Annotated in this window: 12 protein-coding genes; 10 read left to right on the top strand and 2 right to left on the bottom strand. The window is 55.9% G+C overall.

All coding sequences use genetic code 11. The features are described 5' to 3' along the window. Window positions 1–391: 391 nt before the first annotated feature. The 10 genes from AC2FLG_RS04430 (at window position 392) to AC2FLG_RS04385 (ending at window position 12,048) form a co-directional block, all read left to right on the top strand. Window positions 392–2,326: a polysaccharide biosynthesis protein gene (locus AC2FLG_RS04430; protein ID WP_185956665.1), complete on the top strand. Its 1,935-nt coding sequence runs from the start codon at window positions 392–394 to the stop codon at window positions 2,324–2,326. Window positions 2,327–2,410: 84 nt separating this feature from the next. Then, entirely contained in the window at window positions 2,411–2,833 is a 423-nt protein-coding gene (locus AC2FLG_RS04425) for a GtrA family protein (protein WP_496691638.1), read from the top strand. Window position 2,834: 1 nt separating this feature from the next. Beyond that, window positions 2,835–4,469, top strand: coding sequence for a glycosyltransferase family protein (locus tag AC2FLG_RS04420; RefSeq protein WP_496705141.1), 1,635 nt, complete (start codon window positions 2,835–2,837; stop codon window positions 4,467–4,469). A gap of 96 nt (window positions 4,470–4,565) precedes the next feature. Continuing rightward, entirely contained in the window at window positions 4,566–5,375 is an 810-nt protein-coding gene (gene rfbF, locus AC2FLG_RS04415) for a glucose-1-phosphate cytidylyltransferase (RefSeq protein WP_142636222.1), read from the top strand. 8 nt (window positions 5,376–5,383) lie between these two features. After that, on the top strand, window positions 5,384–6,517 hold the full coding sequence (gene rfbG / locus AC2FLG_RS04410; RefSeq protein ID WP_496705139.1) for a CDP-glucose 4,6-dehydratase: 1,134 nt from the start codon (window positions 5,384–5,386) through the stop codon (window positions 6,515–6,517). Window positions 6,518–6,541: 24 nt separating this feature from the next. Next, window positions 6,542–7,744, top strand: a complete 1,203-nt coding sequence (locus AC2FLG_RS04405) for a DegT/DnrJ/EryC1/StrS family aminotransferase (protein ID WP_142636227.1) — start codon at window positions 6,542–6,544, stop codon at window positions 7,742–7,744. Further along, window positions 7,744–8,988 carry a class I SAM-dependent methyltransferase gene (locus AC2FLG_RS04400; RefSeq protein WP_496705137.1) on the top strand — a complete coding sequence of 415 codons (1,245 nt, stop codon included), beginning with the start codon at window positions 7,744–7,746 and terminating at the stop codon, window positions 8,986–8,988. The genes AC2FLG_RS04405 and AC2FLG_RS04400 overlap by 1 nt, the downstream gene beginning before the upstream one ends. A 10-nt stretch (window positions 8,989–8,998) precedes the next feature. After that, window positions 8,999–9,946: an NAD-dependent epimerase/dehydratase family protein gene (locus AC2FLG_RS04395; protein WP_496705135.1), complete on the top strand. Its 948-nt coding sequence runs from the start codon at window positions 8,999–9,001 to the stop codon at window positions 9,944–9,946. Beyond that, window positions 9,907–10,926: a glycosyltransferase family 2 protein gene (locus tag AC2FLG_RS04390; RefSeq protein WP_185956666.1), complete on the top strand. Its 1,020-nt coding sequence runs from the start codon at window positions 9,907–9,909 to the stop codon at window positions 10,924–10,926. The genes AC2FLG_RS04395 and AC2FLG_RS04390 overlap by 40 nt, the downstream gene beginning before the upstream one ends. A 3-nt stretch (window positions 10,927–10,929) precedes the next feature. Further along, window positions 10,930–12,048 carry a glycosyltransferase family 4 protein gene (locus tag AC2FLG_RS04385; protein ID WP_496691626.1) on the top strand — a complete coding sequence of 373 codons (1,119 nt, stop codon included), beginning with the start codon at window positions 10,930–10,932 and terminating at the stop codon, window positions 12,046–12,048. On the opposite strand, the gene AC2FLG_RS04380 is transcribed toward AC2FLG_RS04385, so the two are convergent. Both AC2FLG_RS04380 and AC2FLG_RS04375 read right to left on the bottom strand, forming a co-directional pair. Beyond that, window positions 12,023–12,679, bottom strand: a complete 657-nt coding sequence (locus tag AC2FLG_RS04380) for an HAD family hydrolase (protein ID WP_496705133.1) — start codon at window positions 12,677–12,679, stop codon at window positions 12,023–12,025. The genes AC2FLG_RS04385 and AC2FLG_RS04380 overlap by 26 nt on opposite strands. Then, window positions 12,679–13,650: an ATP-grasp domain-containing protein gene (locus tag AC2FLG_RS04375; RefSeq protein WP_496705131.1), complete on the bottom strand. Its 972-nt coding sequence runs from the start codon at window positions 13,648–13,650 to the stop codon at window positions 12,679–12,681. Before AC2FLG_RS04375 ends, AC2FLG_RS04380 begins: the two co-directional genes overlap by 1 nt. Window positions 13,651–13,747: the final 97 nt, after the last annotated feature.

Here is a 13,747-nt window from a genome sequence, read left to right as displayed (position 1 = left end):
GTTACTTGCGCGAATTATTATTATTAACGAGTGAAGTGAGTGTGTTCAACTTGGGCGATTGAGACAAGCTCAAGTGAAGGGGGCAAAACAAAGATACGGGTACAAGGCTTTCGGTTGATCATTTGATCGCGAGCCTTTGGTTTATATAGGACAGCTGCAAGCGGTCTGTGAGTGATCAGTTGGGAGCTGTGGCAATGTTTTGATGCTGCAGGATCCTGTTGGGTAACGATGTACGAGTAATTCTCGACCGGAATTGAGCCGGTGATGAGATAAAGGGGTGAGGTAAATGGTTTCGGGTTTTCATTGCTGGCAAACGCAGATTGTTAGTGAGTTGCGTGCCAATCATCGATTAGTCTTTGGAGACATTGTTGCTTCGTCTTTCTCAGCCGTAGTGGCAATCAATCTTGCGAATGGTGGAACGGTAGCGCAACAGATGGCGCCAGCCATGTTCCCGCTGATGCTCTTGTCCAGCCTGATTGGACTGGCGGTTTTCCCGCTTGCGGGCATGTACCGGCGCCACACACGCTCGACATCACTGCGAGACATTCGTCTGATCCTGCGGGGATCGACAATGTTGGTCCTGTGCCTCATGGCTGCCAGTGCAGTTTTCGAAGTGACCAAGGCTGTACCCTTCGCGGCCTTCATTATTCAGCTTGGCTTGATGATCCTTCTGCTCAGTGCCCTGCGTGTAGTTGCCCGTAGCCGTGAGCTGAATCGTCAGAATGCGCGGTTGATGGCCGAACATCAGGACAAGGTTCCGGTGCTTTTGGTTGGCACGGGTGCAAGTTGTGATCTGTTTGTCAGGTCTTTGCGGAATACGCATTCCAAGTATCAGCCGGTGGGCATTATTGACGATGCGCGCAATACCATGGGGCTGTATTTCCACGATGTTCAGATTATCGGATCTCTTCTGGATGCCGATCGCGTGGTCGAGCGGCTTAAAGCCTGGGATCATTTGCCCAGACGCTTGTTCCTGACCGAACCGATCACGCATTTTGAAAGTGACGGCATCCGCAAGCTGACCAGCTGGTGTGAATCCAACGGTATCGCTGTCTCACGCGTGCCGGGTCTTGGGGAAGAAGGCCAGGATGCGGCCAACGGTTGTATTATCAACCCGGAAGAAATTCTCGAGCGGCCACAAAAAGCTGTCGAACGCTCGATGTTGCGCGAGATGTTCCGTGGGCGCCGCGTATTAGTGACCGGTGCTGGTGGTTCGATCGGTAGCGAACTTGCACGTCAGATAGCCTCTTTCGATCCGGCGGAACTGGTGATGATCGACCATTGCGAGTTCAACGCCTATTCCATCGACATGGATTTGTCGCAGAACTTTCCAGATGTTCCCCGGCGGATGTATATCGCAAGCATTCGCAATGCGTCGCGTGTGAATGACATCTTTGAACGTCATCGCCCCGAGCTGGTGTTCAATGCCGCCGCCCTGAAGCATGTTCCGATGGTTGAGATGAACCCCTGCGAGGGCGTTTTGACCAATGTGATCGGAACCCGTAACGTCGCGGATGCGGCCCGGAACTATGGTGCCATCGCGATGGTACAGGTTTCCACGGACAAGGCTGTAAACACCACCAATGTGATGGGTGCAACCAAGCGCGTTGCTGAGTTCTACGTTCAGGCGCAGGACCGTGTAACCAACGGAACCGAGGAAGAAACCCGGTTCTTCTCTGTACGGTTTGGCAATGTTCTGGGGTCGTCGGGCTCGCTAATCCCGCTGTTTCAACGTCAAATCTCGAACGGTGGTCCGCTGACCGTGACCGATCCCCGGATGGAACGGTACTTCATGACCATCCGTGAGGCCGTGCAACTGACTCTGGTTGCGGCCGCCAGTGGGTTGAAAATGGAAAGCAGCCACGGAGAGATTTTCGTTCTGGATATGGGTCGGCCGGTCAAGATCGTGGATTTGGCCGAACGGATGATCCGCCTCGCCGGGCTAAAGCCTTATGAGGATATCGACATCGAATTCATTGGTATTCGTCCAGGCGAAAAGCTGTTCGAGGAATTGTTTGATGCGTCTGAGAAGCGCCACGAATGTGGCATTCCGGGCGTCGGATCCGCGCGGCCCGAGGGCATTCCCGTCGCCCGCCTGCGCGCCATGATCCGGAAACTGGAACAGGCTGCGGCAGAAGGTGACGAACTGGCAGCCAAGCGCCTGCTGAAAGAGCTCGTGCCAGGGTATGGTGCAAATGGCCTGCGTCCGGTTCCGATTTCGGAATTCTCGTCTAAGCCCATTTTCAAAAGCGCTGGCACAAACGCAGCAAATGCGGTCAGTCAGTCTGAAGGAGAAAACCCGGAACTGCTGCCCGCTGGCAGCTGATTTAGCATTGTTTTTTCTGGTGTCGGTTATTTTGCCGAATTTGGTTTCTGTGTTTAATATTTCCGCCGAAAGGGCCAACATTTGATGGCGAGGCTTAATATACGCTCGGCTTTTGCGCCGTCAGAGGAACGTGCGCAGGTGGTACGGTTTATCTGGGCCGGCCTGATCAACACGGCGTTTGGCTACAGCGTGTTTGCCCTTTTGATTTTTGCGGGCATGCATCCACAGCTTGCGCTTCTGCTTCAGTTTATTTTGGGTGTGATCTGGAATTTTTGTATCCACGCCCGGTTTGTCTTTGGCGTGCAAGGATACCGCCGTTTCCCGCTATATGCGATGTCTTATGTCGTGCTGTATTTTGTGAATGCGCTGCTTTTGCGCGGTTTGATGCAGGTTGGGCTTGATCCCTATCTGGCACAGGCGGTCGCATTGGGGCCGGTTGTCATATTGTCTTACCTCATGATTTCGCGTGCGCTTGGCCGGGGTCAGGCGTTGGATCGGAGGGGCTGAGATGAGCGATGCGAGAATATCAAGCTTTAAGGGCACCACCCCGTCAAGTACGCGCATGGGTGCTATGCTTGGGATCGTGACCGCTGGTCTGGGGCTTGTGTTGCTGATTGCCGGTTTGTTCGGCCGCCTGATGACCTATGATCTGCGCCGGGATGAGCTGATGTTCGTCCCTCCGGCACGTTTGCTCGGAGAGTGGGAGCTTTATTCGGACTTCTTCTACAATCACGTCCCTTATTCGGCGTGGTATTATCTTGGGTCCGGCATTCTGTTCGATGAGTTCGGCCTGTTGGGGTCCGCTCGGATCGGCCTGTTTCTGGCCTGGCTTGGATTGATCGCTGCGACTGGCTGGGTAACGCTGCGCTTGTCGGGATCGCCGGTTCTCGCCGTCTTTTCAGTTATCGGCATCGTGACATGCGAGCTGTTTCTGACCGGTGCCGGTATGGCCGCAACCAACAATCTGTTGCCACTGCCATTTGCGGTCATCGGGCTTGGCCTGTTTTTGATCGAGACGTCAAAGCCCGCGCCGCGATTTTTGACGCTGGTCCTATCGGGCGTCGCATTGTCTATTGCGGCGGGGATGAAGGTCAGTGCGGTACTGTTTATTCCGCCGATTGCTCTTGCCGCATTCTTGTTGCCTGCGGATGTTTCGATGGCACGACGACTGAAAGCCGTGGTCCTGCCGCTGCTGATCGGAGGGTTGATCGGGGCCTTGCCCCTGTTTGCCTTCCTGCTCGCTGATCCGGGCGTCTTTCTGGCGCATGTCTTGGGGTTTCACACCGGACCACATGTCGCCTATTGGGAGGCCAACGCCGCAACAGAACCGGGGCTGGCCCTGAGATTGTCGGGCAAGTTGATGCTGGCCCATTCGGCATGGGTGGCCGGAGTGGGCCTGGTGATGGTTATGGCCATTCTGTCCGTGCTTTGGATTATCCTGCGTGGTGGTGCGCGTGTCGACGAAATGCAGCCCTCGCAACTGCGGCATGGTGGTGTTGTTCTGGCGATCATTATCCTGACTGCCTCAATGGCTTTTGTCCCAACGCCCGGTTTTCCGCAATATTATATCCAGCCTCTGGTCTGTCTGCCTCTGCTGCTCGCGGTTCTGTTCCGTCGGCTTGACCCGCCACGGCGGCACGAGGCAGTGCCTGTGCTTGCGGCAGGTATTGTCTTGATGGTCATCCTGGGACTCCCGCGTATCGGTATGGGCCTGGTCTCGCTGACAGAGCCTTCGAAGTTCACCTCTGCCCGTTTTGCCGGTTCCGGCGCTGTCCTGCGGGATGCGGTGGCAGGCAGCGCACTGCCTGATGGTCCGGTCGCGACTTTGCTGCCGATCTATCCGCTTGAGGCGGGCCTGAGCGTTTATCCAGAATTTGCAACGGGGCCATTCGCTTACCGAATTGCACCCTTCACGGATCCGGAACTTGCCGGCAAATACGTGATGGCAGGCGCCAACGACTTACCGGCCCTGTTTGCAGATAACCCGCCTTCGGCTTTCCTGCTTGGATACGATTCCGTTCTGGAAGCCCCATTGTTGAGCTATGCGCGGGCAAACAACTACCGCCCAGTCGAATTATCAGGTCTGAACAACCGCTACGGCCAAGGTGTGGTATACTTGAAAGCTGCAGGGGCTGAACAATGACCAGTGCCTGCGCGACTCAACCTGCCTATATTTTTCCTGGGCGGGCCCATTCACATGACCATCAATTCTATTGATCGAATAAAGGAAGGATAGACAATGAAAACGGTACTTCTGGCTGGTGGACTAGGCTCGCGTCTGGCCGAAGAAACGGTTTCCATTCCCAAGCCCATGGTTGAAGTGGGCGGGCGTCCGATCATCGCACGCGTGATGGATATCTACAGCCATTTCGGGCATCGTGATTTTGTTGTGGCTGCCGGGTACAAAGCATTGCTGCTGAAGCAGTTCTTTGCCAATTATCACCTGATCGCCAACAATATATCGGTATCGTTGGACACTGGGGAATTGCAACTGGTCCCTTCTGCTCCGGGCGGGTGGAATGTGTCAGTGGTCGACACCGGTGCGCATACCATGACCAGTGGTCGTATCCGTCGGCTCAAGGATTGGCTGACTCCTGATGAGCCGTTCATGTGCACCTATTCGGACGGCGTGGGAAATATCGACATCAATGCACTGATTGATTTCCACAAATCACACGGCAAGCTCGCGACCGTAACTGCGGTTCAGCCCCCGGCGCGGTTTGGTAACATCGAGCTCAAGGGCGACAGGGTTGACGCCTTCACCGAAAAGGTCCGCAATCGCGAAACCTGGATCAATGGCGGCTTCTTCGTCTTCGAGCCGGGCGTCTTGGACTATATGGTTGATGACAATGAGCCGCTGGAACAGACCCCGCTGACCCAGATGGCCCGCGACGGAGAGTTGATGGCCTATCGCCATGATGGGTTTTGGCACCCGATGGATACCCTGCGCGACAGGAATACCCTGGACGGTCTGTGCGAAGGTGAAACGCCGCCCTGGCTTAATTTCAACGAAGGTTCGGGCAAGAGCTACCCAGCTCTGGCGATATGAGGTGAACCGTGAGCGGGCAGGTCAATTCTCAGTTTGATGGCGTTTTTGCCGGCCGCCGTGTTCTTGTGACCGGGCATACCGGATTCAAGGGCGGGTGGATTTGTGCATGGCTGAGGCGTCTGGGGGCAGAGGTGACAGGCTTGTCATTGCCTCCCGAACAGGGGCATTCATTCTTTGATGCCTGTTCTGTTGACGGGCTGACCGACAGCCGGATTGCGGATATCCGCAATCGTCAGGCGGTGCTGGATACACTGTCAGGGGTGGACACTGAAATCGTGTTCCACATGGCTGCACAGCCTTTGGTGCGCCGGTCCTATAGGGATCCTGCCGAAACCTTTGCGACCAATGTATCTGGAACGGCCCATGTTCTGGATGCCGCTTTGGGGATGCGCTCACTGAAGGCGGTGGTCGTTGTCACCAGTGACAAATGTTACGACAACAAGGAATGGACCTGGGGTTATCGCGAAAACGATCCGATGGGCGGCAGGGACCCATATAGCGCCTCGAAGGGCTGTACCGAGCTAGTGGCGCAATCTTATGGTCATTCCTTCTTTTCATCAGCGGATGGGCCGCAACTTGCAACAGTCCGGGCCGGGAATGTGTTCGGAGGGGGCGACTGGGGCGAAGATCGGCTTATCCCCGACGTGATCCGCGCATCCGAGGCGGGCGAACCGGTGGTTATCCGCAACCCGCTCAGCGTGCGCCCCTGGCAGCATGTTCTTGAACCGCTGTCGGGCTATCTGGCCTTGGCCGCGCGAATGTATCGGGATGGGCAAAGCTTTGCTGGCGCCTGGAATTTTGGCCCTGATGTGTCGGGGACGGTGGATGTCCGGCAGTTGGCAACCTTGATGCAGGATGCCTGGGGCGACGGAGCTCCACAGTTTTCGATGGCGTCTGCTGAACAGACATCTGCCGCGCCGCATGAGGCAGGTATTCTTCGACTGGACAGCACTAAGGCGCAAACGGGATTGGGTTGGCGTCCGCAACTGACATTGCCCGAAGCCGTTCGCCTGACAGTAGACTGGTACAAGGCCCATGCCGCCGGTGCGGAGATGGGTGGGATCACAAACAATCAGATCGGGTTCTACAGTGACCTGATGTCTTCACGGGATTTCGACCGGGCTCCGGTCGCCGCGCAATAGCGGGTTATTGAGGAGAAAAGAATAATGCGAGTGAATTACGGTCAAACCGTGCATGGCCAGGAAGAGATCGACGCGGTTGTCGAAGTTCTGAAAACGTCCACCCAGATGGGCCCCAAAGTGCGCGAGATGCAGGAAAAAGTGGCTGCTTTGTTTTCCAAACGCCACGGCATCATGGTGAACTCGGGGTCATCGGCGAACTACCTCGCGGTCGAGATTCTGGACTTGCCAAAGGGCAGCGAAGTTATCACTCCGGCCCTGACTTTTGCCACGACGGTTGCTCCGCTTGTCCGTCAGGGCCTGATCCCGACCTTTGTGGATGCCGCGGTCGGGACCTATAATATCGACGTAGACGCGATCGAACGCATGATCACGCCAAATACATCTGCCGTCATGATCCCGTCACTGATTGGAAACCTGCCAGATTGGCGCCGTATCCGCGAGCTGGCCGATGCGCATGGCCTGAAGGTGATTGAAGACAGCGCCGACACGCTGGGCGCGACCATCGACGGTACAAGCACGGGCGTCTATTCCGACGTCTCTACCACCAGCTTTTACGGCAGCCACGTCATCAATGGCGCCGGGAATGGCGGCATGTTGTGCGTGAATGACGAAGAGCTTGGCCGCAAGGCGCTTTTGCTGAGGTCCTGGGGGCGGTCGTCCTCGCTGTTTGTGGAATCCGAGGCCATCGAGAACCGGTTCAACGTCAAACTGGACGGGATCGAGTATGATGCCAAATTTCTGTTCGAGGATCTTGGCTATAACGTTGAACCTTCGGAAATCAGCGCGGCATTCGGGTTGGTGCAGCTGAGCAAACTGGACAACAACATCCGCGTGCGCGAAGAGGCCTTCGCTGCTCATCGCGCCTTTTTTGCCCGCTATGAAGACTGGTTCATCCTGCCTGAACAACTGCCGAACTCGCGCACCGGTTGGCTGGCCTTCCCGCTGACATTGCGCGAAGGTGCCCCATTCACACGGCGCGAGATGCAGATATTCCTTGAGACTTCGGACATTCAAACTCGGCCCGTCTTTACCGGAAACATTCTGCGTCAGCCTGCCATGAAGCAAGTAGAATACCGAGCAGATCCCGCGGGCTATCCCAATTCCGATGCGGTTATGCGCGGGGGTATCTTGCTGGCTTGTCACCATGGTCTGATACAAGCGCAAATCGATTATATGCATGCAAAATTTGAAGAATTTGCATTGAAATTCCAAGGAGCACTGGTCTGATGAACGATCAAAGCATCAATACGTCTGTTCGCACGACCTGCCGGACCTGCCGGTCTGCCAACCTTATGCTTGTGCTGCCGATGGGCGATCACCCGCCCGCCAATATGTTCGCACGGCCCGAGCAAAAGGATGTTCCGCAACCGGCTTTCCCGCTGAATACTCAGGCCTGTCTGGATTGTGGCTTGATCCAGGTTGCAGATCAGGTGCCTGCTGATTTCTTTACGGACTATCTTTATGTCCCGTCCGGTGCGGCAACAATGCATACACATTTCGCCGAACTCGCCTCGGTCGCGGTAGAGCGTGCGCAAGGTGGGCTGATCATTGATATCGGTTGTAATGACGGTCTGATGCTGTCCCATGCCAATGATCAGGGCGGGCGCACATTGGGCATCGACCCGGCGGCCAACCTTGCCAAGATTGCCGGCGAACGGGGCGTTCGGGTCCATGTGGACTTTTTCAACCGCGCCACCGCGCAGCAGATTCGTGAAACCGAAGGGCCGGCCAGCGTCATCACGACGACCAATACCTTCAACCATATAGACGATCTGCACGGCTTTACCGAAGGTGTTCTGGACCTGTTGACAGATGACGGCGTCTTCATCATCGAAGTGCCTTGGGGCAAGATGATCCTCGAGACCAACGAGTTCGACAATGTTTATCACGAACATGTCTCTGAACTGAGCCTTCTGTCCGTCGTCAAACTGGGCCAGTCCGTTGGACTCGATGTAGTGGATGTCACAAAACTGCCGGTTCATGGCGGTTCGATGCGCGTGTTCATGCAACCCGCCGCGCTGAACAAAACCCCGGCGCCGATTGTTGCTGATATGCTGGCTGACGAAGATGCCGCAGGTATGACCAACAAAGAGGCATACGAAGCATTTGCCGAGCGTGTTCACGCGATGCAGGACAGCCTTGTTTCCATGCTGGCCGACCTCAAGGCATCGGGTAAAACGATCGCTGGCTACGGCGCGCCCGCTAAGGGTAACACGCTGTTGAACTACTTTGATATCGGCACGGAAACTCTGGATTTTTTGGTTGACCGGAACACGTTGAAACAGGGCCTGTATTCGCCGGGCAAGCTTATTCCTGTATTGGCCCCCGAAGCGGTCATGGAACGCAAACCTGATTACCTGTTGGTTTTGGCCTGGAACTTCTTTGACGAAATCCGCGAGCAGATGGCTGATTTCGAAGCCGCTGGCGGCAAGTTCATCGTGCCTTTGCCAATGCCAGTAGTTATTCCCTGAAGGGGAAACAATGACGCGCGTATTGATCACCGGAGCCAGCGGATTCATTGGCTCTCATCTGGTTCGGGCCTGCTTGGCCCGGGGCGATGAGGTCGCTGTGCTTACGCGGCCGGGTTCCTCTCGGGACCGTTTGCAAGGTGCTTCGGGAATCCGCTTTTTCACCGATGGGTATTCGGATGTTGCCGCGATCAAACGCGTCGCGAATGCGTTCCGACCCGAGGTAGTTCTGCACACCGCCGCGCAGACAAAATTTGCCGAGACTGATGACCTGGCAGATCTGAATGCCAGTATTTTGCAAAATCTCTCGAGGCTGGTTGCGATCCTGTCGGCTTTGGCCATCTGTGATCAGCCGCCCAAAGCGTTTGTGCGCACCGGATCCATTGCGGAATATGGTGATATCAAGCTGCCCTATGTCGAAACTTCGCGAGAGAACCCGCGAAATTCCTATGGCGCCTCTCTGGTGGCCGGAACGCACTATATTGAAATGGCTCAGCCCCGGCTGCCGTTCAAGGCTGTTACGGCTCGGTTGGCGCTGACCTATGGTCCCGGACAGTCAGAAGATTTCTTCATACCCCACGCCATTGGCCGCCTGTTGCGGAAAGCCCCGGTTTTCCTTCATCGTCCACATGATCGGCGTGATCTGATACATATTGACGACATAGTCGAAGCGCTGCTGCTGATTGCTGACGCACCGGACAAGGCGGGGTCGGTCATTAATGTTGTCACTGGCGATGCTCCGGATATGGCCGCGGTCGCAGGAGAGTTGCAGGTGTTGACCGGAGCAGCTCCGGATATGGTTTCCTCTGCGCCGCCGAAGGATGACCCGGTATTGTTGGTTTCGGATCCTTCACAGATGGCGAAACGTTATGGCTGGTCGGCAAAAATCGCTTTGCGTGAAGGCCTTGAAAGGACGGTTCAATGGACAAAACAGTCACAACAAGCGGAGATGAACGCGTGACTTTGGTTTCAATCCTGATCCCCGCTTTGAACGAAGAAGATAACGTTCGCACGGCCTATGAACGTGTGACCAAGGTGTTTGACGATCTGCCCTCTTATGAGCCCGAGATCATTTTCACTGACAACCATTCCACGGATCGTACATTTGAAATCCTGTCGGATATTGCTGCTGCTGATCCCCGTGTCCGGGTTATCCGATTTGCCCGCAATATGGGATATCAGTCATCAGTTCTGACGGCCTATCGATCCGCAAACGGGGCCTGTTCGATCCAACTGGATTGCGACATGCAGGACCCGCCCGAACTGATCCCGCAGATGCTGGATACCTGGCGGCAGGGATATCACGTGGTATACGGCATTCGCCGTAGCCTGCCGGACGGACCCATCGTCGCTGCCGCGCGGCGCGGCTTTTATGCGTTGATCGATATGATCAGCAATGATGATTTGCCGAGAAATGCGGGCGAGTTTCGGCTGACTGACCGGCGTATTCTGGACGAGCTGCGCCGGGTCGATGATCGCTCTCCTTATGTTCGCGGGTTAATCAGTGGGATGGGTTTCCGCCAGATCGGCTTTGAATATGATCGCAATGCGCGCACCGCTGGCGAGTCGAAATTTCCGTTTCGGGCCATGCTGTCGCTTGCTGTCGACGGGTTGATCAACCACTCGCTTCTGCCCTTGCGCCTTGCCTCGATGATTAGTCTGACGGTTGGCACAGGGACTTTTTTGCTGATGATCGGATATGTGATCGGCAAGCTGTTCTTTGGCCAGAACTGGCCGGGCGGTTTTGCCACGACCACCATCCTGTTGCTGCTGTCGATGACCTTGAATGCGATGTTCCTGGGAATAATGGGCGAATATATTGGGCGGATTTTCCTGCAGTCCAAAGACTTGAATCGACCCATTGTCGAACAAGAGTTGAACCGTCCGGAAACTCTGGATCTGGTACAGCAAGCTGATCGTGTAAAAAGCGCCGCTGAGTGAAAAATGAAACTGTTATTGGTGCAAGCTGGGTTCGGAGCGGGCGGTGCGGAAAAGATCGCCGCAATGATCGCCGCGCATCGAATCTCGGCCGGGGATGAGGTTCACGTCGCCGGGATGGCGACAGAGGATTCTGGTTCCTACTTCGCCTATCCTGAGTGCGCGCATTTACACATGATTCAGCCGCTAAAGATCTCGCGGCGACTGACGCAGGCACGGCGCTACTTGCATATTCGCAAGGTCATCCGGGCTGTGCGTCCCGATCTGATCATCTCGTTTCTGACCAAGGTGAATGTGCTGACCATGTTGGCCGCGCGTGGAACCGGGGTGCCCGTCGTGATCTCTGAGCGGAACAATCCGCTGGTTCAAAGCGGAAATCCCATGTGGCTGAAAGCGGTGAACAGGCTTGCGCGGGGGGCATCCGGAATTGTCATGCAGACCGAACGTGCGCGTTTGGATTTGCCTGCGGACCTGATCCCAAAGGCCAGTGTAATCCCCAATCCATGTGCTCCGCTGGGGGGGATCCACATCGGGTCCGGACAGACCCGGCTTGTGGCTGTCGGGCGTTTGGATCGTCAAAAGGGGTTCGATATGCTGCTGCGGGCAATGCCCGAAGTGCTGCGCGACAACCCAGACATCCGGTTGACGATCTTTGGCGAGGGCCCAGAGCGCGACGCGTTGGAACAGCAGATCTCTGCTGCGAATTTATCGGATGTAGTATCATTGCCCGGCGCCAGCCCAAAACCCGGAGACTGGATGCAAGACGCGGATATTCTTGTATTCCCGTCTCGCTTTGAAGGGTTCCCGAATGTAGTTGCCGAGGCCACGGTCACAGGTCTGCCGGTCATATCGTTCGATTGCGCCTATGGGCCACGGGAATTGATCCGCGACAGGGAAAACGGATTGCTTGTTCCGGCCGAGGATGTTGCCGGTCTGACCAAGGCGATTTTCAGCCTGTCAAAGGATGATGCCTTACTGAATAAAATGCGTCAGAATGCGCGCCATAACAGGGAATGGCTGGAACCGCAGCATGTTCTGTCGGACTGGGATTCTTTGATTGCTAATGTGCAAATCGGAGTTGCTGCCAAAGCCGGCACGGCTAAAGGTCTGACAGAACTTCTGTAAGCTGGTCTAAGCTGGTGACCGTGGCATATGCGGTATGCTGGGTACTGGGTGGAATAGGATCATGAACCGCTCCGGGCCGGAGGATTTGAACCGTCCGCCAGCCTCGGGCATTCGGGGTGATAAAGTCCTTGGCCGGATTGTCTGCGACATAGACCATTCTGCGCGGGTTTTGCGCGGCCAATTCCATCTCTTCATAGGCGCGGGGATGCGGTTTCCCGTAGCCATCCGGCCAGGCACCGGTCGGGCGGATATGCGCAATAAAGCGGTCCAGATCCAGCGCGGCGATCTTGTTGCGCTGCATCTTTTCGGGCCCGTCGGTGATCAACCCCATCGGCTGATCTGCGTTTGTCAAAAACCGCTCGGCGTCTTCGCACAGCGAAATGAGGGGCGGGTGTGATCGGTATCTGGTGATCAGGTCCTGTATGAAAGAATCGGTCGCATCAAGGCCGGTCTGCGCGCAAGCCACATTGAATATGCGTCGTCTTTCCCCCGCATTGTACGCGGCCTGACACCGTTGTCCGAACCCTTCAGCGCCGGTTTTTTCGTGGACCCAACCGTTCAGCCAGTTATAGCCGCTAAATGCAAAATCTCGCTCCAGATACAGGGTGTCGTCCAGATCAAATACCAGCATCAGCCCTGATACACCGCACTGTCATATCGCATCATTTTCACACCATCGCGCCAGTTGTTATGAGCGGTTGACGGTAATTCGGCGACCTCTTCCAAAAGCCACTGTGCGAACTGTGCGCCCGCATGATCGGCCAGAGGGTAGCCACCCCCGAAACGCGCATTGATCTCAAGCACTGCGGGGCCATGTTCTGGGTCATCGATGATCTGAAAACAGGCGACACCGCGCAGATCGGGCAGGGCCTGTGCAATGCCTTCGGCGATGGTTTGCAGATCATTGCGTCGCCTGGTTTCACCCTTTTCAACCTCACCGGCGCGAATTTGAATGCGCAGATGCGGGATCACCGTGCAGAGCTGACCCGAGGCATCTACAAACATGTTGATTGTGTATTCCGGTCCGTTCAGCTTGTCCTGAAAGATCATCGGTTCGGGGAATTCAGAGGGGACATCAGCGAGGGTTTCGAATACATCCAGCCCCCGGCTTGCACTGCCGCCACTTGGCTTTGCAAAGATGGGCCAACTGATGTCTTGTGGCCGCTCTAGCAATTCCTGATGATCCAATGTGCGCGGAACTGGAACCCCGGCTTCGGACAGTTTCTGGATTGTCAGGCGCTTGTCCCGGACAACCTCAATCACGTTCACTGGCGAGACATGGACTCGCGCGCCCAGATTGGCAAAGGCGGGCGCGGCCTGTGCCAGGGGCATCAGTTCCGGGTCGATTGTGGGGATCACCAAGCTGACCCCGTGTTGACGCACAATCTCGAGGATCGAGGTTGCATAGTCGGGGCTGTCACATCGCGGCACGGCGGCGGCGTGATCGGCAAGCGCGCAAGCTGCGCTTTCATCTGGGTTCAGGTCGCAGGCGATGATGGTCAGATCTATATCCAGACGGTCCGCAGCCGCCCTGAAGCATTGCAGTAGGCCAACACGGCGACCCGCCGACGTAATCAGGATTGCCAGACATTTTCGCGCCATGGGAAACTCACCAATTCATAAACAATTATACGTGCTTAACCTAGCACAGGGTGTCTTGCCCTGTGAACGGGGTAGGGGTGAGTTTGCCTCAATATTG

This window comes from Ruegeria sp. CDSA193 (genome assembly GCF_059611885.1).
Note: the sequence above shows the minus strand (reverse complement) of the source record. Positions and strands in the feature narration are given on the sequence as shown.

Bases quoted from the DNA above. Each gene is read 5' to 3' on its own strand.
- AC2FLG_RS04425 (WP_496691638.1), top strand. From the start codon at position 2,411: ATGGCGAGGCTTAATATACGCTCGGCTTTTGCGCCGTCAGAGGAACGT.
- AC2FLG_RS04420 (WP_496705141.1), top strand. From the start codon at position 2,835: ATGAGCGATGCGAGAATATCAAGCTTTAAGGGCACCACCCCGTCAAGT.
- rfbF (WP_142636222.1), top strand. From the start codon at position 4,566: ATGAAAACGGTACTTCTGGCTGGTGGACTAGGCTCGCGTCTGGCCGAA.
- AC2FLG_RS04405 (WP_142636227.1), top strand. From the start codon at position 6,542: ATGCGAGTGAATTACGGTCAAACCGTGCATGGCCAGGAAGAGATCGAC.
- AC2FLG_RS04400 (WP_496705137.1), top strand. From the start codon at position 7,744: ATGAACGATCAAAGCATCAATACGTCTGTTCGCACGACCTGCCGGACC.
- AC2FLG_RS04395 (WP_496705135.1), top strand. From the start codon at position 8,999: ATGACGCGCGTATTGATCACCGGAGCCAGCGGATTCATTGGCTCTCAT.
- AC2FLG_RS04390 (WP_185956666.1), top strand. From the start codon at position 9,907: ATGGACAAAACAGTCACAACAAGCGGAGATGAACGCGTGACTTTGGTT.
- AC2FLG_RS04385 (WP_496691626.1), top strand. From the start codon at position 10,930: ATGAAACTGTTATTGGTGCAAGCTGGGTTCGGAGCGGGCGGTGCGGAA.
- AC2FLG_RS04380 (WP_496705133.1), bottom strand. From the start codon at position 12,679: ATGCTGGTATTTGATCTGGACGACACCCTGTATCTGGAGCGAGATTTT.
- AC2FLG_RS04375 (WP_496705131.1), bottom strand. From the start codon at position 13,650: ATGGCGCGAAAATGTCTGGCAATCCTGATTACGTCGGCGGGTCGCCGT.